The sequence below is a fragment of the Streptomyces sp. NPDC002623 genome, from assembly GCF_053592635.1.
On sequence record NZ_JBSFWB010000017.1, the window covers coordinates 109,902 to 127,896 of the forward strand.

General features: G+C 71.6%; 17 protein-coding genes. 7 read left to right on the forward strand and 10 right to left on the reverse strand.

Annotated elements, in window-relative coordinates:
• The first annotated feature begins 145 nt into the window (after positions 1-145).
• A complete protein-coding gene (locus tag ACWD4O_RS28695; protein WP_451284153.1) occupies positions 146-553 on the forward strand; it encodes a hypothetical protein in 408 nt (135 codons plus the stop codon).
• Positions 554-594: 41 nt separating this feature from the next.
• Here ACWD4O_RS28695 and ACWD4O_RS28700 read toward each other — a convergent pair whose 3' ends face one another.
• From ACWD4O_RS28700 to ACWD4O_RS28715, 4 genes are all read right to left on the reverse strand, one after another.
• On the reverse strand, positions 595-1,455 hold the full coding sequence (locus ACWD4O_RS28700; protein WP_451284155.1) for a carbohydrate ABC transporter permease: 861 nt from the start codon (positions 1,453-1,455) through the stop codon (positions 595-597).
• A 2-nt stretch (positions 1,456-1,457) separates the two neighbouring features.
• Entirely contained in the window at positions 1,458-2,483 is a 1,026-nt protein-coding gene (locus ACWD4O_RS28705; RefSeq protein ID WP_451284157.1) for a carbohydrate ABC transporter permease, read from the reverse strand.
• Between the two features lie 70 nt (positions 2,484-2,553).
• On the reverse strand, positions 2,554-3,897 hold the full coding sequence (locus tag ACWD4O_RS28710) for an ABC transporter substrate-binding protein (RefSeq protein ID WP_451284159.1): 1,344 nt from the start codon (positions 3,895-3,897) through the stop codon (positions 2,554-2,556).
• A gap of 123 nt (positions 3,898-4,020) precedes the next feature.
• On the reverse strand, positions 4,021-5,040 hold the full coding sequence (locus tag ACWD4O_RS28715) for a LacI family DNA-binding transcriptional regulator (RefSeq protein WP_451284161.1): 1,020 nt from the start codon (positions 5,038-5,040) through the stop codon (positions 4,021-4,023).
• Between the two features lie 182 nt (positions 5,041-5,222).
• Here ACWD4O_RS28715 and ACWD4O_RS28720 point away from each other — a divergent pair, with 182 nt between their 5' ends.
• Positions 5,223-6,599 (forward strand): mucin-1, encoded by a 1,377-nt coding sequence (locus ACWD4O_RS28720; RefSeq protein ID WP_451284163.1) that lies wholly within the window; start codon positions 5,223-5,225, stop codon positions 6,597-6,599.
• Positions 6,600-6,615: 16 nt separating this feature from the next.
• On the opposite strand, the gene ACWD4O_RS28725 is transcribed toward ACWD4O_RS28720, so the two are convergent.
• The 3 genes from ACWD4O_RS28725 to ACWD4O_RS28735 form a co-directional block, all read right to left on the reverse strand.
• On the reverse strand, positions 6,616-7,848 hold the full coding sequence (locus ACWD4O_RS28725; RefSeq protein ID WP_451284165.1) for a serine hydrolase domain-containing protein: 1,233 nt from the start codon (positions 7,846-7,848) through the stop codon (positions 6,616-6,618).
• A 185-nt stretch (positions 7,849-8,033) separates the two neighbouring features.
• Positions 8,034-8,693: a response regulator transcription factor gene (locus tag ACWD4O_RS28730; RefSeq protein WP_351920808.1), complete on the reverse strand. Its 660-nt coding sequence runs from the start codon at positions 8,691-8,693 to the stop codon at positions 8,034-8,036.
• A gap of 56 nt (positions 8,694-8,749) precedes the next feature.
• Positions 8,750-10,027 carry a sensor histidine kinase gene (locus tag ACWD4O_RS28735; protein WP_451284167.1) on the reverse strand — a complete coding sequence of 426 codons (1,278 nt, stop codon included), beginning with the start codon at positions 10,025-10,027 and terminating at the stop codon, positions 8,750-8,752.
• Positions 10,028-10,272: 245 nt separating this feature from the next.
• Between ACWD4O_RS28735 and ACWD4O_RS28740 the strand changes: the two genes are divergently transcribed.
• The 3 genes from ACWD4O_RS28740 to ACWD4O_RS28750 are packed head-to-tail and all read left to right on the forward strand — an operon-like array spanning position 10,273 to position 13,849.
• Positions 10,273-10,512 (forward strand): hypothetical protein, encoded by a 240-nt coding sequence (locus tag ACWD4O_RS28740; RefSeq protein ID WP_451284169.1) that lies wholly within the window; start codon positions 10,273-10,275, stop codon positions 10,510-10,512.
• Positions 10,509-11,297, forward strand: a complete 789-nt coding sequence (locus tag ACWD4O_RS28745) for an ABC transporter ATP-binding protein (RefSeq protein WP_451284171.1) — start codon at positions 10,509-10,511, stop codon at positions 11,295-11,297. Before ACWD4O_RS28740 ends, ACWD4O_RS28745 begins: the two co-directional genes overlap by 4 nt.
• A gap of 5 nt (positions 11,298-11,302) precedes the next feature.
• A complete protein-coding gene (locus ACWD4O_RS28750; protein WP_451284173.1) occupies positions 11,303-13,849 on the forward strand; it encodes an ABC transporter permease in 2,547 nt (848 codons plus the stop codon).
• Positions 13,850-14,004: 155 nt separating this feature from the next.
• Here the strand turns inward: ACWD4O_RS28750 and ACWD4O_RS28755 are convergent, their stop codons facing one another.
• Together ACWD4O_RS28755 and ACWD4O_RS28760 are read right to left on the reverse strand one after the other, a co-directional pair.
• On the reverse strand, positions 14,005-14,553 hold the full coding sequence (locus ACWD4O_RS28755; protein ID WP_451284175.1) for a GNAT family N-acetyltransferase: 549 nt from the start codon (positions 14,551-14,553) through the stop codon (positions 14,005-14,007).
• 10 nt (positions 14,554-14,563) lie between these two features.
• Entirely contained in the window at positions 14,564-14,854 is a 291-nt protein-coding gene (locus ACWD4O_RS28760; RefSeq protein WP_451284177.1) for a hypothetical protein, read from the reverse strand.
• A gap of 128 nt (positions 14,855-14,982) precedes the next feature.
• Here ACWD4O_RS28760 and ACWD4O_RS28765 point away from each other — a divergent pair, with 128 nt between their 5' ends.
• The gene (locus ACWD4O_RS28765) at positions 14,983-15,441 is read left to right on the forward strand and encodes a MarR family winged helix-turn-helix transcriptional regulator (RefSeq protein ID WP_451284179.1); all 459 of its coding nucleotides are present in this window, start codon (positions 14,983-14,985) and stop codon (positions 15,439-15,441) included.
• A gap of 7 nt (positions 15,442-15,448) precedes the next feature.
• Here ACWD4O_RS28765 and ACWD4O_RS28770 read toward each other — a convergent pair whose 3' ends face one another.
• On the reverse strand, positions 15,449-16,462 hold the full coding sequence (locus tag ACWD4O_RS28770; protein ID WP_451284181.1) for a TAXI family TRAP transporter solute-binding subunit: 1,014 nt from the start codon (positions 16,460-16,462) through the stop codon (positions 15,449-15,451).
• Between the two features lie 159 nt (positions 16,463-16,621).
• Here ACWD4O_RS28770 and ACWD4O_RS28775 point away from each other — a divergent pair, with 159 nt between their 5' ends.
• A complete protein-coding gene (locus ACWD4O_RS28775) occupies positions 16,622-17,983 on the forward strand; it encodes a DUF3533 domain-containing protein (RefSeq protein WP_451284182.1) in 1,362 nt (453 codons plus the stop codon).
• The last annotated feature ends 12 nt before the right edge of the window (positions 17,984-17,995 follow it).

A 17,995-nucleotide genomic window follows, 5' to 3' on the forward strand; every position in this document is an offset into this window, starting at 1 on the left:
CGCTCCCGTGGAAGGAGCCCGTTCGGCCGGCCCGGCATGCCGCAGCATGCCGGGCCGGCCGAACGCGCCTCCTGTAGCAGGTCCCCGAGGAGACGAATAGGCTGGTCGAAGGGGTCGATCTCTGATCCGATCCGAGGAGCCTCCCATGGGGAAGAACAGAACGGGCACCTGGCGTGCGGCGGGAGTCGTGACCGCACTCGCGACGGCCGCGGCGATCGCCTCCGCAGCCCCGGTTCAGGCTCAGTCCACCGCTGAACTGTCCGCGTGGGTCACCGACGGCTGGGGCGGCGGAACCATCACCAGCCAGCCCGCCGGGATCAACTGCCACACGTCGGCATGGGACCCGTACGCGGAGAACCAACCCCAGCCGTCTCCGAGCGGCCCCTGCACCGCGACCTTCGAGGTCGGCACCACGGTCACCTTCACCGCCACCCCCGACCCGGGGTCCGCCATCAACGACGGTCCCACGCCGAATCCCGTGACCATCCGGACCGGCTACAACTTCACGTGGGTGATGTTCTGCCCGATCGACGGCCTCTGCTCCGCCGGTTAGGCCCAGCGCCCTGTCATACCTGACCTGTCATCCCTGACCTGTCATCCCTTGACCGCCGAGCTGGCCACGCCCTGGACGAACCAGCGCTGGAAGAAGGCGAACACCACGAGCACGGGCAGGACCAGCAGGACGCCGAAGGCCAGGATCTGACCCCAGTCCGGCGGGAGCTGTCCCTGGAAGACGCTCATCTCCATCGGGAGCGGACGGACCGAGGGGTCGGAGACCATCAGGACCGGCCACAGGAAGGATCCCCACTGGGTGAGGAACGTGAGGATCGCGACCGACGCGAACGCCGGCTTCGACATGGGGACGATGATGGCGAAGAAGGTGCGCCAGGGTCCGGCGCCGTCGATGCGGGCGGCTTCCTCGATGCTCGGCGGGATCGTGCGGAAGAACGTGTGGAACTGGTAGACGGAGAAGGCGTTGGCGATGAACGGGAGCGCCTGGATGAGGAGCGTGTTCCGCTGGTCGTTGAACATGTAGAACAGCGGCACGGCCACCGACTCGAACGGGACCAGCATCAGCAGCAGGACGAGGGTGAAGACAGCCTCCTGGCCGCGCCACTTCAGCCGTGACAGTCCGTACGCCGCCATCGAGTTGACGAACAGCCCGCCGGTCACCACCACGAACGCCAGCAGCAGCGAGACGCCCATGAAGCGCCAGAAGTAGCCGGTGCTGTCGGAGTCGAGGGCGTCGAACACGGCGGCGTAGTTGTCGAAGGACAGGTGGGTGGGGAGGAAACCGGACAGGCCGTTCAGTACCTCGTCGGAGGGCTTGAGGCTGCCCAGGAACAGGTAGATCACCGGCAGTGCGAAGACGAACGCCAGCACGCTGAGCACGGCGTAGTCGAGGAAGCGCCGCAGCGGCGGGCGGGTCGTCCCCGCACTCATGCTCGTACTCATGCTCAGTCCTCGATTCCGGGGCGGACGACTCGGCGCTGGACGAGCGTCAGGACCACGACGATCAAGAAGAAGACGACGGTGATCGCGGACGCCTGGCCGATGTTGTTCTGGTCGAAGGCGGTGGTGACGGCCTGGTACATCACGGTGCGGGTGGCGTCCTCGTCGAGTCCGCCGCCGCGGATGAGGACGTACACCTGGTCGAAGACCCGGAAGGACAGCACCGAGGTGAGCGTGGCGACGAAGACGAGGGTGCCGTGGATCCCGGGCAGGGTGACATGGCGGAACTGCTGCCAGCGGGTGGCGCGGTCGAGGCGGGCCGCCTCGTAGAGCTCGGTGGGTATCTGCTGGAGTCCGGCCAGCAGGATGACCATCTGGAAGCCGACGCCCTGCCACACCGACAGCACGATGATCGAGGCCATCGCGGTGGCGGAGTCGCCGAGCCAGTCGAAGGCTCCCCAGTTGCCGAAACTCACCGCGTGCAGTGCGGAGTTGAGCATGCCCTGGTCGCTGCGGGAGAGGATGAGGCGCCAGATGACGGCGACCAGCGCCATGGGGAAGACGACCGGCATGAAGAAGAGGGACCGGAAGAGGCCGATCGCCTTCAGCTTGCGGTTCAGCAGGATCGCCAGGGCGAGCGCGAGGCTCGTCTGCAGCGGGACGACGACCACGGCGAAAGTCAGGTTGTTGAGCAGGGCCCGCAGGAAGGGGCCGGACAGGTCGGGGTCGGTGAACAGCCGCCGGTACTGCTCCAGGCCGAAGAAGGTCGGCGGCAGCGGGGAGCCGAGCCGCACGTTGTAGAAGGAGAGCACCACGGCGTAGCCGAACGGTACGCCGACGAAAGCGATGAGTCCGGCGAGGGCGGGGCCGGACATGGCCAGCCCGTGGATCCGGTCGCGGTTCCTGCGCGCCGGCCGGCCCGGCTTCGTGGATCGTGCGGGTCGCCCGGCGCCGGCGGGCTTCGTCGAGGTCACGGGTGGGTTCTGCGCCCTGTCCGAGGACGCGGACTGCGCCGTTTCGGCAGAATTCACGGGTCGGTCCTGTTCCCGGCGGGGCGGGCGCGGCTCGTATGCGCCCGCCCCGGCCGATGTGTCCTGCGGTCTACGGGATCTGGTAGCCGGCGTTGTCCGAGAAGTCCTGGTCGATGCCGCGGGCGGCCTTCTCCAGGGCGCTCTTCGGGTCGGCGCCGCCGTAGACGGAGTTCAGTGCCTCGCTGAACTTGGCGGTGATCGTGGGATATCCGGCGGTCACCGGGCGGGTGACCGCGACACAGGACTTGGTGATGTCGGTGTCACCGCAGGGCTTGGCGAGCTGGTCGGCGAAGAGCTGGAGCGGGCCGCCGGTCCTGTACAGCGGGCTCTTGGCGAGCGCGGTCTTCGTGGCCGGCACCGCGCCGTTGGCCGTGGTCATCGCGGTGATGTTGGTGTCGTCGAGCAGGGAGTCGAGGAAGGTGCCGGCGGCCTTGGCGTTCTTGGTGCCGGCGCCGATGCCCCACTGCCACGAGCCCTGGCCGGTCTTGGGGCCGTTGCCGAAGTCGGGCAGCGGCAGGACGACGAGGTCGTCGCCGAGGGCCTCGCTGTACGTGGGGTACATCCAGTGACCGACCCAGCTCAGCGCGACCCGGCCCTTGGCGAAGGCATTGCCGTCGGTGTTGGGGTCGACGTACGTCTTCCAGGACTGGAAGGTCTTCATGGCCGAGACGACGGCGGGGGTGTCGAGGGCGCCGGCCGCCTTGCCGTCCTTGAGCAGCGAGCCGCCCGCCGACCAGACGATCGGCGCGAAGCCGTAGGTGCCCCATTCGGTCGCGTAGCCGTTGCCCTCCTGGAGGTCGAGGGTCTTGCCGTCGGAGTCCTTGGCCTTGAGCGCCTCGAGGGCTTCGGTGAACTGCGCCGCCGTCCAGTCGTCGGCCAGGCCGGTCGGGTACTTCACCCCGGCCGCGTCCAGCAGCTTCTTGTTGCCGTAGACGCCGAGGCCCGAGTCGTACATGCCCAGGCCGTAGTGCTTGCCGCCTATCGCGCCCTGCGCCTTGATCGCGTCGGTGGCGTTGTCGAGCGTCGCGGCGGACACATGGCCGTCGACCGGGGCGAGCTTCTTGTTGTAGACGAAGTTGGCCATGGTCGGGCCGTCGAACTCCATGACGTCCGGCAGCTTGGAGGCGTCGGTGGCGGTGATGGTCTTGGTGTAGTCGTTGGCGGGGATGAGCTTCAGCTCGACCTTGACCTTGCTCTGCGAGGAGTTGAAGGAGGTCACCGCGGCCTGCAGCGCGGCGTCCTCGCTCTTCTGCCCCTGGTGGGCCCAGACGCTGATGGTGCCCGTGCCGCTGCCGGACTCGGCGGCGGTGTCGGTGCCGCCGCCTCCGCCGCAGGCGGCGAGTGCCGCCAGGGGCAGGGCGAGGGCCAGGCCCGTGCGGGCCGCGTGGCGGGACCTTCTGTTTCCGGCGTTCATGGGTCGGTGCCTCCGTGCTTCGGTGCGTGCGTCAGTGCTGGGCGAGGGTGGGGTGCGGGACTGCGGGGTGCCGTCCGGCGTGGGGCTCCGGGGTGCGAGCGCCCTGCTCGGGGCGCTCGCGGGTCAGTGCGGTCCGCGCGGACGTGGTGGCGCGGTCGTCTCGCGCAGGACCAGGCGGGTGGGCATGCGGACGTGCCCCGGCGGTTCGGCGTCGGGCTCGTCCAGCCGGCGCAGCAGCAGACGAGCCGCCTCGGCACCCTGGCCCGCGACGGGCTGGGCGACGGTGGTCAGCCCGACCACGTCGGCCAGTTCGTGGTCGTCGAAGCCGACGACGGACACGTCGTCGGGTGCCTTCAGCCGGTGTCGGCGCAGGGCGCGCAGCGCGCCCATCGCCATCTCGTCGGACTGGGCGTACACGGCGGTCGGCGGGCGGGCGGCGGCCAGCAGCTCGGTCATGGCCCGTTCGCCGCCCTTGACCGTGTAGTCGCCGTCCGCCTCCAGGGCCGGGTCGTGCTCTATCCCGGCGTCGGCCAGGACGTCCAGGTACGCCTGGCGTCGCTCGACGGGGGTGGTCCAGTGCAGCGGCCCGCTGGACCCGGAGATCATGCCGATCCGGCGGTGGCCGAGGTTGACCAGGTGCCGTACGGCGCTCTCGGTCCCGGCGCGGTCGTCGATGCCGACGACGGTGAAGCCGGGGCGGGCTCCGCCGACCGTGGTGGCCAGCGGCACGCCGAGGGAGCGCAGCGCGGCGGCCTCGTCCTCCTCGGGAATCAGCAGGGACAGCACGGCGTCCACGCGCTTGCGGACCGGCATCCCGGTGAAGAAGCGCTTGCGCGTCTCCGGGGAGCCCAGGTTGTACAGCAGTACGTCGTAGCCGGCGGCGCTGAACACCTGCTCGGCCGCGTCCAGCACCGTGCCGAAGAACCAACGGCCGATGTACGGGGCGACCACCCCGATGGTGTAGGTGCGTCCGCTGGCCAGGCTGGACGCCGAGCGCGATGCGGTGTAGCCGAGTGCGGCGGCGACGGCCGTGATCTGCGCCCGTACCTCCTCGGACACGCCCGCCCGGCCGCGCAGGGCGCGGGACACGGTGGACGCGGAGACACCTGCGGCGCTGGCGACGTCGTTGATGCTGACCGTCACAGGGCTTTCCTCCCGTCGGGATTTCACGTCGGTGTGATCTGCGAGTGACGTGACCGTAAACCCGACCCTGTCGTTGCGCAAGCGTTTGCGTTCATATTTACTTGGGCCGATTCTCAAGTGATCCGATGGAGATCAACATTCAGCGCATGCGTTTGGGCGCTGTGAGCCGACAGGAACTGCCCATGCGATACGCCCCGCCCGGCCTCTGTGTGAACGACTTCGCTCTGCTGCGGGACGCGGACGGCACGTATGCGGTACTGCACCTCCAGGGCCCCTGGACAACGGAGTTCGACCATCTGCGCATGGAGACCTCGTACGGCCGGGCCACCTCCACCGACCTGGTCCGGTGGCAGCCGCAGGGCACCGTCTTCGGCAACGGTCTGCCCGGCCGCTTCGACCAGCAGGCCGTCTGGACCATGCATCCGTTCCGGCACGGCGGCGCGGGGATGGCGATGTTCTACACCGGCGTCGTCGGCCTCACCCCCGAAGGCTGGCCGCTCCAGTCCGTGGGCCTCGCGTACTCCGACCGCACCGACGGCACCGGCTGGCGCCGCCACGGCGTCGGGCCGGTCGTCGAGGCGGACCCGCGCTGGTACCGCACCGGCGAACGGATGGGCTGGCGCGACCCGTTCGTCGTGCGCGACGACGAGTCGGACGGCTGGGTGATGGTCGTCTGCGCCAGCGACGCCGCCCTGCCGGTGGAGGTCAGCGGCTGTGTCGCCTGGGCCACCTCCGACGATCTGGAGCACTGGACGGTGCACCCGCCGCTCGTCTCACCCGGCGACGTCGACGAACTGGAGTGCCCGGTCCTGGAACGCCTCGACGACGGAAGCTGGCTGCTGCTCGGCTCCGTCGGCGCGAGCCGGAACTTCGAGGCATGGACCGCGCCCGGGCTGCGCGGCCCCTGGACCCGCCGCGGCCCCCTCGGCCCGACCGGCTCCTACGCCCCGCGTGTCGTCGTCGCGCCCGACGGCTCCCGCGTCGTCCTGCACACCACCCCGCGCCGGGTCGGCCTCACCGACTCGGGCGACCGCTGCCGTGGCATGCTCGCCCAGCCGAAACTGCTGGTCACGCCCTCGGGCGCGGCGCCGCGCCTGGAATGGTGGCCGGGCCTGGACGCCTGGCTCGGCGAGGAGAGCGACCAGGCCGCCCTGCACGCGGTCGGCGACATCGGCGTCTCCGGACGCGTCGAGGTCACCCTGCGCACCGAAACCCCCGGCGGCGGCCGGCCCGCCCTCGTCGTCGGCTGCGACGGCAAGGAGCTCACGGTCACCGGGCTCGACGGAGTCCCGCTCGGCGAGGCGGCGCTGTCCGAACCCGCGGCCGCCCTGCGCATCCTGACCGTCGGTGAGTACGTCGAGGTGTACGCCGACGGCGTCTTCGTCCTGTCCACGCTGAGCTACTCCGGCCATCCGGCCCCGTGGACGGCCGTCACGGACGGACGTGAACGCGTCGTCCCCGTCCGCCCTGTCCGTCTGCCCGACCCGGACCGCGACGACGCGTCCGCCGTCTGGCCGGGCAACCCGGATCTCCCGGTCCACGACAAGCCGGTGGCCTGACGGCGGACCGCCCCGGTCACCGCTCGCGCGAGGCGCAGAGTTCCTGGTCGACGAGGGCGTTCTGGGCCTGCTCGGTGGAGAGGTCGCGGGCGCCGTCGCCGGTGGCGTTCAGGACGACGATCCGGCGGCCGTCCTCGCTGATGCCGTCGCGGGTGGTGTAGCCGGGGAGGTCGCCGGGGTGGCTGTAGTAGGAGCCGCCGCAGGTGAGGGGGATCCGCAGCAGGCCGAGGCCGTAACGCGCGCCGGGCCAGACGACGTCCAGGTCGGGGGCGGGCACGGTCGTCTTCATCTCGGCCAGCTCGGCCGGGTGCAGCAGCCGGCCGCCGAGGAGGGCGGAGTAGAAGCGGGTCAGGTCGTCGGTCGTCCCGATCATGGCGCCGGCCGCGCCCCCGGCGGTGGGGTTGAACTCGGTGGTGTCGATCGTCTCGCCGGAGCCGTCGAAGTCGGAGTAGCCGTGCAGATGACGGCCGGGGATCGTGACGCCCGTGGTCGGCGCGACGGTGTGGCGCAAGCCCAGCGGCCGGATGATGCGCCGGGTCACCTCCTGCTGCCAGGTGTCGCCGGTGACCTGCTGGATGATCATTCCGGCGAGGATGTAACCGGTGTTCGAGTACGACCACTTGGCGCCGGGCTCGAAGTCCGGCTGGTGCCGCATCGCGATGGCGACGAGCTGCTCGTCGGTCCAGGTCCTGTACCGGTCGGCCTCGAAGCCGTCCACGTCGGCGAGCAGGGGGAAGTCCGCCGTGTAGTTGAACAGCCCGCTGGTGTGCTGGAGCAGCTGCCGTACGGTCACCTTGCTGCCGTCGTTGCCGTTGCCGGAGACGACTCCCGGCAGCCACTTCTCGACGGTGTCGTCCAGCGACAGCCGTCCCTCGCCGACCAGTTGCAGCACGACGGTGGCGACGAAGGTCTTGGTGGCGCTGGCCATGCGGAACCGGTCGCCGGGGCGCACCGGGGCCCCGGTGGCGGTGTCGGTCACCCCGGCGGTGGCATAGCGGTGGCTGCCCGGGCCGGTCGACTCGGCCACGACGCCGACGGTCCCGGTCTTCATGATCGCGTCCACCGCGTCCTGCAGTTTCCCGCCCTGTGCAGGCTTGTCGAGGGGCGTCGACGCCGCCGCGGACGCCGGCTCATGGGTCGTCGCGCTCGCCGCGCCCGTCACGGTGGCGGTGCCGACCAGCGCGGCCAGCACGCTCGTGGCCACGATGCGGGTGGTGATCCGGGTCCTGGCGTTGGTCGTGGCGTTCATGAGGCGCGGGCTCCTTGCGTTCGGTGACGCGGTCTTCGCACCGCCCTTGCGGTGTGACCGCCACGCTAGGGACTCTGCCTGTGACCGACGATCAGGCCAGCGGGCCTGTTCCAAGGGGTGCTGTCCCCCGCACCCGGGTGCAGCCAGCTCTACCTCCCTTACCCGGCGCGGCTGTTGACGTGCCGTCAGTTCCGGCGCTGCACGTCCTCCAGGTAGCGGAGCACCGCGGCCACCCGCCGGTCGACCTGGTCGGTGGGAGACAGGTCGAGCTTGGCGAAGATGCTGCGGATGTGCTTGTGGACGGCGCCGTCCGTGACGACGAGCCGTTCGGCGACGGCACTGTTGCCCAGGCCCTCGGCCATCAGGGCGAGCACATCGCGTTCCCGGGGGCTGAGCCGTTCCAGTCTGCTGTCCCGGCGGCTGCGGGTGAACAGTTGGGCGACGACCTCGGGGTCGATGGCGGTGCCGCCGTCCGCCACGCGCCGCAGCGCGTCGAGGAACTCCTCGACCCGGCCGACCCGTTCCTTCAGGAGGTATCCGAGGCGGCCCACGCCGCTGCCGAGCAGTTCCGTCGCGAAGGACTGCTCGACGTACGCGGACAGCACGAGGACCGCGAGGTCGGGCCGGCGGCGTCGGGCCTCGACGGCGGCGACGATCCCCTCGTCGGTGTGGGTCGGCGGCATCCGGACGTCGAGGATGGCCACGTCGGGCTTGTGCTCGTCGATGGCCGCCAGGGCCGCGTCCGCGGTCCCGGCGGTGGCCACGACGTCCAGGCCCTCGGCGCGCAGCAGCAGGGCCAGCCCCTCGCGCAGCAGCGGGTCGTCCTCGGCAATCACTATCCGCATGAAAGTTCACCTTGAGAGTCGTCGAGACCCGCACGGGCGGGCGGTGTCGAGGGTGGTCAGGATCCGCAGGGCAGCTCCACCGCGACGACGGTGGGGCCGCCGGGCGGGCTGGTCACGGAGAGGGCTCCGTCGTGTGCCGCGATGCGGCGGCGGATGCCGGTGAGTCCGGAGCCGCCGGCGTCGTCCGCGCCGCCGCGGCCGTCGTCGGTGATCCGCATCTGGAGTCGGCCGCCGCGGCTGCGGACCGTGACGGTGGCGTGCGAGGCCCGGCTGTGCTTGGCGACGTTGGTCAGCGCCTCGGCGACGACGAAGTAGGCCGTCGCCTCCACGGAGGCGGCGCAGCGCTCGTTCGCCTCGACGTCGATCCGGCAGGGCACGGGGCAGTCGGCGGCCAGTCCGCTCAGGGCGCCTTCGAGGCCGCGGTCGTCCAGTACGGGCGGCAGGATGCTCCGGGAGACCGAGCGCAGTTCGGCCAGTGCCTGTTCGGCGGCGCTCTGGGCGCGTTCGAGGAGTTCCTCGGCTCCGGACGGATCGCGGGTGACCATCCGGCGGGCGGCGCCGACCAGCACGGTGACGTTGACGATCCGGTTCTGCGTGCCGTCGTGCAGCGAGCGCTCGATGCGGCGCAGTTCGGCCGCGTGGGCGTCCAGGGCGGCGGCCCGGGTGGCGGTGAGCTCCGCGACGCGCAGGGACAGGTCCGTCTCGGGGCCGGCCGCGAGCAGACGGCGTCCGGGTTCCGCCTGCGACCGGGCCATGCCGGGGGTGAGCCCCAGGAGCATCGCGATCCAGGCCAGGCTCGTCAGGGCCACCGCGAGGGCGTCCGGCCAGGAGTGCGCGGCCGCGTTCCCGGCCGGCCAGGTGCCCTGGGCCGCGTCCTGGGGTATCAGCTGCCAGTACAGCGGATAGAGGAGATCGCGGAGCGCGAAGAGCGGGAGCAGGACGGCGATCAGGCTCAGCAGGAGCCCCAGCGTCGCGTGGCGCACCAGCCAGCGCACCTCCCGCCGGGTGGTGGGGTCGACGAGTGCGAGCCGCAGCCGGGTCGGCGCCGGACCGGGGGCGATGACCTCGGGGCCCGAGCGGCCGAGCCGACCGCGTTCCCGCGCGGCGAGGGCGTGCAGGGCGCGCAGCAGGGCGGGCGCCATGAGCAGCCCCACGCCGAACGGCGCGAGCACCGCGGCGAGCGCCAGACCGGCCAGCAGGGCCAGGGCCGGCAGCGCGGTGCCGAGGGCGCCGGCGAGCTGTTCGAGAGCGGCGCCGGCGGCACCGACGGTCTGGCGCGCGACGGCTTTGATCCCGGTCCGCCGGTGAGCTGATGGTTCTGGCTGGATCCTCATCGGCCCCCTTTCGCCAACGACCTTAGAGTGCACCGGAGTTCGCCGCCGGACCGGATCCCGTTTCGACGAGGTTCAGCGCCCCGGAACGCGGCCCCGGACCCCGGAGGTACAGCCTGCTGTACCCCGAACCGGGCGGCAGGCGGGGTCGGCCGCGAGGGCCGTTGATCCATAGCGTCTGGGCATGACAGCGGGGCCGGCCCGGCAGTTGGTCCCGGATCCCCGAAGACTCCGGCGGAGGACACCCGATGACGTACAGCGACCCCTACCACCTCACCACCGCCGACACGCCTGAGGCGCCCGCACCCGGTGCGACCCGCGCGGATGTTCTGCGTGTCCTGCTCTGGGCGGTGCTGGTGATCAGCGCGGTCGGCAACACGGTCGCCTCGTACGCCGCCGCCTCGACCCAGGTCCACCTGGCGCTCGGCGCGGTCAGCGCGCTCTGCGTCGCGGCGCTCGTCGCGCAGCGGCTGCGGGGCCGTCGATGAACGCGGCCGTCGCGGGCGCCGACCGCCCGGTCCCCCAGGGAAGCACCGCGGGGACGGCGGAGCAGGCGCCGCCCGCCATCGCGCTGACGCAGGTCAGCAAGACGTATCCGGGGGACGTCCGCGCCCTCGATGACGTGACCCTCACCGTGCGGCGCGGCACGTTCCTGGCGGTGATGGGGCCGTCGGGGTCGGGCAAGAGCACCCTGATGCACTGTGCCGCCGGACTGGACTCCCCCACCTCGGGAAGCATCCGGATCGACGGCCGCGAGATCGCCGGGCTGAACGAGACCCGCCGTACCGAACTGCGCCGCGAGCACATCGGGTTCGTTTTCCAGTCGTACAACCTGATCCCCTCGCTGAGCATCGCGGACAACATCACGCTGCCGCTGCGGCTGGCGGGCCAGGCGCCGGACCAGGAGTGGCTGCGGGCGCTGATCGACCGGGTCGGACTGTCGGGACGGCTCGCGCACCGGCCGGCCGAACTCTCCGGCGGTCAGCAGCAACGAGCCGCCATCGTCAGGGCGTTGGTGGCCAGACCGGCCGTCGTGTTCGCGGACGAGCCGACCGGCGCGCTGGATCTGCACAGCGCCCACGAGGTACTGGGCCTGCTGCGGGAGATCGTCGACGAACTGGGGCAGACGGTCGTGATGGTCACCCATGATCCGGCGGCCGCTGCTCAGGCGCACCGGGCGCTGGTGATGGCCGACGGCCGGGTGGTCGAGAGCCTCGACCGGCCCACCGCACCCGATCTGGCGAGCCGTCTCGTCGCCCTCGGAAAGGTGTAGCAGCGATGTTCACTCTCGCGATACGGATGGCCGGACAGCGGATCGCCGCGCTGCTGGCCGTGGCCTGCGCGGTGCTCGGTGGCGCGGCCCTGATCACCGCCACCGGAGTGCTGGCCGAGTCCGGGCTCCGGTCCCATCTTCCGGCCGGGCGGCTGGCCGGCTCGGACGTCGTCGTCTCGGCCGACCAGAACTACCGTCCGGCCGCCGACCTGCCGATCGCCCTCCCGGAGCGCGGCCGCGTACCGGCGAAGCTGGTCGACGAGCTGGCGGGGCGGCCGGGCGTGGCCACGGCGGTCGGCGACATCGGTTTCCCCGCCGCGCTCGTCGACGGCCGGGGCGCCGTCGTCCCGACCGAGGATCCCGGGACGGCGGGCCACGGCTGGTCGTCGACCGGGCTGCTGCGGGACCCACGGGTCGACGGCAGCCGGCCGGAGCGTGCGGACGAGATCGCCGTGGACAGCGTCACGGCGGCCGCCGCGGGGGTCGGGGTGGGCGACCGGGTCGAGGTCGTGGTGGCCGGCCGGTCCGCCGCCGTCCATCGGGTGTCGGCGGTGGTCGACGCTCCGGGCGCCGGGATCTTCTTCGCCGACGCGACGGCCGCACAGCTGTCCGGTCGGGACGGCTCGCCCCGCTCGGCGACCGTCGACCTGATCGCCCTGCGCACAGAGCCGGGAGCGGACGCCGACGCGGTCGCCGCCGACATCCGGAATCAGGTGAACGGCAGGGGGCTGGTGGTGGCCACGGGCGACGACCGGGGCGACCTCGCGGCGGTCGGCGCGGGCGCGGCGCGCTCCCTGCTCATCCTGCTGGCCGGTTCGCTGTCCGGGATCATCCTGCTCATCACCGGGTTCGTGACGGCGAGCGCGCTGGCGGTGTCGATCTCCGGGCAGCGTCGTGACCTGGCCCTGATGCGGGCGGTCGGGGCGACCCCGAAGCAGATCCGCCGGCTCGCCGCCGCCCAGGCCTGCGTCATCGCGGCCGTGGCCGCGGTACCCGGTGTCGCCGTCGGCTATCTTCTCGCGGGCGAGTTCCGGAGCCGGTTGGCGGACCGCGGGGTCCTGCCGGACGGCCTGCCGCTGACCTTGAGCCCGCTGCCCGCGCTCGCCACGGTTGTCCTCCTGGGCATCGCCGTGCAGGCGTCGGCGCGCGGCGCGGCCTGGCGCACCTCGCGGCTGCCGGCCACCGAGGCGGTCGCGGAGTCGCGCAGCGAACCCCGCAACCCGTCGAAGTTCCGCACCGGCGCGGGCCTGTTGACCATCGTCGCCGCGACCACCCTGTCCGCCGCGCCGCTCTTCTCCCGCACGCCCATCGGCGCCTCCGCGACCTCCATTTCGGGCATCCTCGGGGCGATCGGCCTGGCGATGGCCGGACCCGCCCTCGTGCGGGGCATCGGCAACACGCTGGCCCGGGGGCTGAAGTCCGGTGGCTCCGCGCCGACCTGGCTGGCCGTGTCCAACGTCCGCGGCTACGCGCTGCGTCTCGCGGGAGTCGTCAGCACCCTCGCGATGGCCGTGGTGTTCGTGCTGACGTACACCTTCGCGCAGACCACCGTGCTGACCGCCACCGCGCAGGAGACCCGCGACGGCACCCTCGCCCAGCAGCGGCTGACCGCACCGGGCCTCGGCGGCCTGCCCGGCGACGCGCTGACCGCCGTACGCCGGACCGAGGGCGTGCGCGCCGCCGCCCCGGTCAGTACGACGACGGTGGTGTGGCCGTACCGGATGCTCGGCGACGAACAGGTGGAGTCCGGCTCGGCGATGATCCTGACCCCGGACGCGGCGAAGGTGCTCGACCTGGACGTGGACTCCGGCAGCCTGACCGGGCTCACCGGCGACACGATCGCCGTCAGCGCGGACGTCGCCGCCTCGCGCGGCGCGGAGTTGGGCCGCCCGGTGACCCTGGTCCTCGGTGACGGCGCCCGCGTCACCGCCCGGGTCGCCGCCGTGTACGGCCGCGGCCTCGGCTTCGGCGCGGTCGTGCTCTCCCGTGACCTCGCCGCCGGTCACACGACCACGGGTCTCGACCAGAGCATCCTGGTACGCACCGACGGCACTGCCGCCGCGAGCCGCAGCCTCGCCGCCCTCGCCGCGTCCCGGCCGGGCCTGACCGTCGGGCCCGCCACCGACACCGCCGACGGCGGACTGAGCGACGCGCCGCCCGAGGTCTGGGTGAACCTGGCCCTCATCGTCGTGCTCCTCGGCTATCTCCTGCTCAGCATCGCCAACAAGATCGTCGCCGCCACGGCCCAGCGCCGCACCGAACTGGCCACGCTCCGCCTCAACGGCACCACGCCGCGCCAGGTCCGCGTGATGATGCGCCGCGAGGCCGCGGTGATCTCGGCCGCCGCGCTCGGCACCGGCCTGGCCCTGTCGGCGGTTCCGCTCGCTCTGCTGGGCGTGGGGTTCCTGGGCCGCCCCTGGCCCGCGGGACCGGTCTGGCTGCTGCCCGCCCTGGTCCTGACGATCGTCGCCCTGGCCTTCCTGACCGTCGAGCTCCCCACCCGTCAGGCCCTGCGAACGGCCCCTGTCCACGCCCTCGCCGACCGCCAGTAGACACACGGGCAGTAAACACACGGGCGGCAGCGGCCGTGCGGCCGCCCGAAAGGGTCGGCCCGACAGGGGCAGCCCGACAGGGGCAGCCCGACAGAGGCAGTCGGAACACGCCCGATCGGCGGCCTCGTGGATCCTTCGCGCTGTCGGGCCCGAGCTCAACCGGACGATGTGAGCGAGGACCACACGCCGAACCACTGCTCGGCGCCGAAGTCCTCGAACCGCTCCACCTCGGTGAACCCCAGCGCTGCCGCGAGGCGCATCGAGCGCTCGTTGGCGGTCTGGGTACGCAGCACCACCGACGTGCCGGGCAGCGCGTCGGCGAACCAGTCGAGTGCCGCTGCGCACGCCTCGGCGCCGTACCCGCGTCCCCACGCCGACGGCAGGATCAGGTAGCCGAGTTCGGCCTCCCCGAGATCCGGACGGATGTGCCCCGGACTCTCCGCGTCGTGCCGATCGAGCCTGACCATGCCGATCATCGCTCCGCCGAGATCGATCACGAAGAAGCCGGGGCGCTGCCCGGGCACCTCAGGCACCGTGCGCTCGAGTTCATCGCGCGGTCGAGGGCCGCCGAGGTAGGTGTGCGCCTCCGGTGAGGCGAACAACTCGATGAACGCGGCCCGGTCCCCGGCCTCGGACCCGCGGAGCACCAGCCGCTCGGTCCTGATCGGGGCGGGCGGCCAGGCGACGGGTCCGAGCTCGGTCATGGCGGGCAAGTTATCGCACGCCCCGACATGGCTCCGTGCCGGCGTATTCGTATGCCCAGCCTGCCGCAGCGTCGGGTGCCGGAGTGGCCACGTACACGTGCCATGCGTCGGCCGGAGGGCGCTTGAGCGAACCGAGTGCCCGCTGCCTGGCCGGCGGACGACGTTGCTCGTCAAGTTCCACGATGCGGGTGCGGCCATGGAACGGCCCGCCACGCATCCTGATTCCCACGGTGTTGTCGACCACCTCGCCGTGCAGCCACCGCTCGATCAACTCCATGTGAGCCAGGCCCTCGTCGCCCATGTCCGCAGCAAAGCACAGCCGGCGGCCGGGGTGGAAGGCGGATGAGGGGAGAGTCGTCGGGCGGTGCGGCCGTGAAGCCGCCGTGCCGTGCGCCGTGAAAGCTCTAGGGCTAGAAGTAGCCTGATGGGGTGAGCGAGCTTCCCAGTCAAGAACACCCCGTGCAGCTGATCCGAGTGATCTGGACGCTGCACCGGGTCATGAACCAGCGACAGTCGCCTCCCAGCGGCGAATCAAGGCGTCCGCTCGCCCAGGTCGAAGTGCTGCGCCTGGTCGAGAGCCAGCCGGGCATCAGCGTCCGCGAGGTCGCGACCACACTGCGCATGCAGCCCAACAACGTCAGCACCCTGGTCACTCAGCTCACCCGTGACGGCTATCTCGAACGCCGTACCAACCCCCAGGACAAGCGCTATGTGGAGCTGCATCCCACAGGCAAGATGCACACGGCGATCAGCGAGGTGAACGAGAGCCTCAACGAGGCGATCACCGAGGTCCTGGAGCAGTTGCCGCCCGAGGCGTCCCAGCGCATCATCGCCGCGATCCCCGACCTGTGGGAACTCGCCAAGACGCTGGCCCCTCCGCAGAAGTGAGGGTGTGTCAGGGCGCGGGTGTGCACGACGCGGGCAGAGCGCGGTAGTAGCGCGCGGCTCCGGTGTGCAGGGGGATGGGGGTCCGGCCCATGGCGGCGGGGTCGACGGGACAGCCGACGACCGGGCCGCGCTCCCGGTCCGGGTGCGGGTCCGGTTCCAGGTGGTGGTGCCGGCCCTCGAGCGCGTGCCGCGTCTCCCCCAGAATCCATGCGACGGCGTAGGCGACGTCGTTGGCGAGATCGGCGCGGGTGAGCACCAGGAAGTCGGAGAAGTCGAGGGTGCGGAAGGCGGCACGGCCGGGGAAGCAGCCGTCCTCCACGGTCGCCGCCGGCCAGCAGAAGTCCTCGTAGAGCCCGGCCAGGACGTCCTCCTCGATCTCGAGGAAGTTCAGGTCACGGCCGATCTCCTGCCAGTGCGGCAGCATGACCGCCTCCTGCACCACGGCGTTCGCCCGGCCTTCCCTCACCTGGGCCAGCGACTCGAACGGCCGCTCGCTGTCCAGCAGTTCGCCGCCCCATCCGATGACGTCGACCCCCGACCGGGTCAACACCTCGTGCGCGGCCAGGCCCACATGGTGGTCACCGTCGTCGAAGGACGTGGCGAGCCGCAGCGCCGGCCTGTGCTCGCGCAGTTCGGCGAAGGTGGTGATCCCGAGATCCTTGTGCACGGCCGCCACCAGACGGCTCTGCCGGGGCACCACGCCCACGGCACGCAGGTCGGGGTAGGACTCGTCCGCATACACACCGCTCCCCTCCAGCGCCGCGACCGCGAAGGCGGCGGGGGCGACCAGGGCCACCTGCACCTCACCCCTGCCGACGGCCCGGACGGCGTCGTCGTGGCCACGGCTGTTCCAGGTGGCGATCCGGGTGTGCGGCCCACAGCGGTCCGCCAGCTCCCGGGCGATCCAGCCGCAGACCCGATGCGGGTCGGCCGTGCCCCGGCCACCGCTCAGATGCAGCGTGAGCGAGCGCTCGATCCTGGGCTCGGCAGGCCGGTCCGCGGGGGCGGCGGATGAACTCATGACGACTCCTGCTCCTGATGCACGAGAGATATACATACAGATATACCTCTATGACTAGATTCACTCATCGGAAAGCTTGCCATCGAACCGGTGATGCCATCTAGTGGTAGAGCTATAGTTTTAGACTCATCAGGAGATCACGACATCAGGAACCGACACATGCCTTCCACTCCCCCAGAACATCCGGCGCACGTCACCGCCGTCCGCCTGCTCCGCACACCCAAGCTGTGGCTCCCGCCGGCAGTGGTGCTCACGGTCGCTCTCACCCTCATCACGCTGCTCTTCAACGGCAGCATCGCGAACCCCGGGGCCGACCTGCGGGACGCCCCCATCGGCCTGGTCAGCCTGGACCAGGGGGCCACCACGGGACAGGCCACGAACCTGAACATCGGCCACAAGGTCGTGGAGGGCATCGCCGCACGACCGCAGAAGCCGCACAAGCAGGTGGAGTGGAAGACGTTCACTTCCCTGGCCGACGCGAAGCAGGCGATCGGGCGGAACGAGCTCTTCTCGGCGGTCGTCCTGCCGCAGGACTACAGCGCCAAGATGCTCAGCCTCATGGGCACGCATCCCGAGAAGCCCGAGGTCACGATCCTGACCAACCACGGTTCGGGAGCCATGGCGGCCTCGATCGGCGAGAAGATCGCCACGAACGCGGCCCGGGCCGCGTCCTCGGGGGCCGCCGAGGGGGCCCTGCAGCAGAGCCTGAAGGCCGGAGCCGAGGTGCCCGCCGCCAATCAGGCGCTGCTGAAGGACCCCATCACCGTCGCCTCGGCGCCGGGAGCACCCCTGGGTGAGCGCACCGGGATGGGCATGACCGCGTTCTTCTACGCGATCCTGCTGATGCTCTCCGGCTTCCTCGGAGCGAACCTCCTGCACGCGGCGCTCGACGGCGGCCTCGGCTACAGCCCGAACGAACTCGGGCCCAAGCGACACGTCGCCGCTCCCCAGCGCATCAACCGACGCCAGACCCTGCTGGCCAAGTGTCTGATCATGGTCGGCGTCGCTCCGATCCTGTCCGCCACGATCCTGGCGATCTCCACGTACGCCGTCCACCTCGACCTGCCGAACTCGCTGACGCTGTGGCTGTTCGGCACAGCGGCGATCGCGGCGGTGGGAACCGGCGCCCTGGCCATGCTGGCCGTGCTGGGCGGTCCCGGCGTCCTCCTCGGCGTGATCTTCTTCATCGCGGCCTCCATCCCCACCTCGGGCGGCGCGATCCCGCTGCACGCGATGCCCCCGTTCTGGCGGTTCCTCGCCCAGTTCGAACCACAGCGAGCCCTCAGCGACGGGGTCCGCGCCATCATCTACTTCGACGCGCAGGGCGCCGCGGGACTCGATCGCGCCTGGACCACGGTGGGCGTCGGACTCCTGGCCGCCGTCGTCGTCGGCTTCGGCATGACCTGGCTCTACGACCACAAGGGCTGGCACCGCATCCACCCGCACGCCCTCACCCGGCTGCGGCACTTCCTCCACCGCGAGGACGACGCGGCGCACTCCGAAGCCACGGCGACCGCATGACCGCGGCGGCGC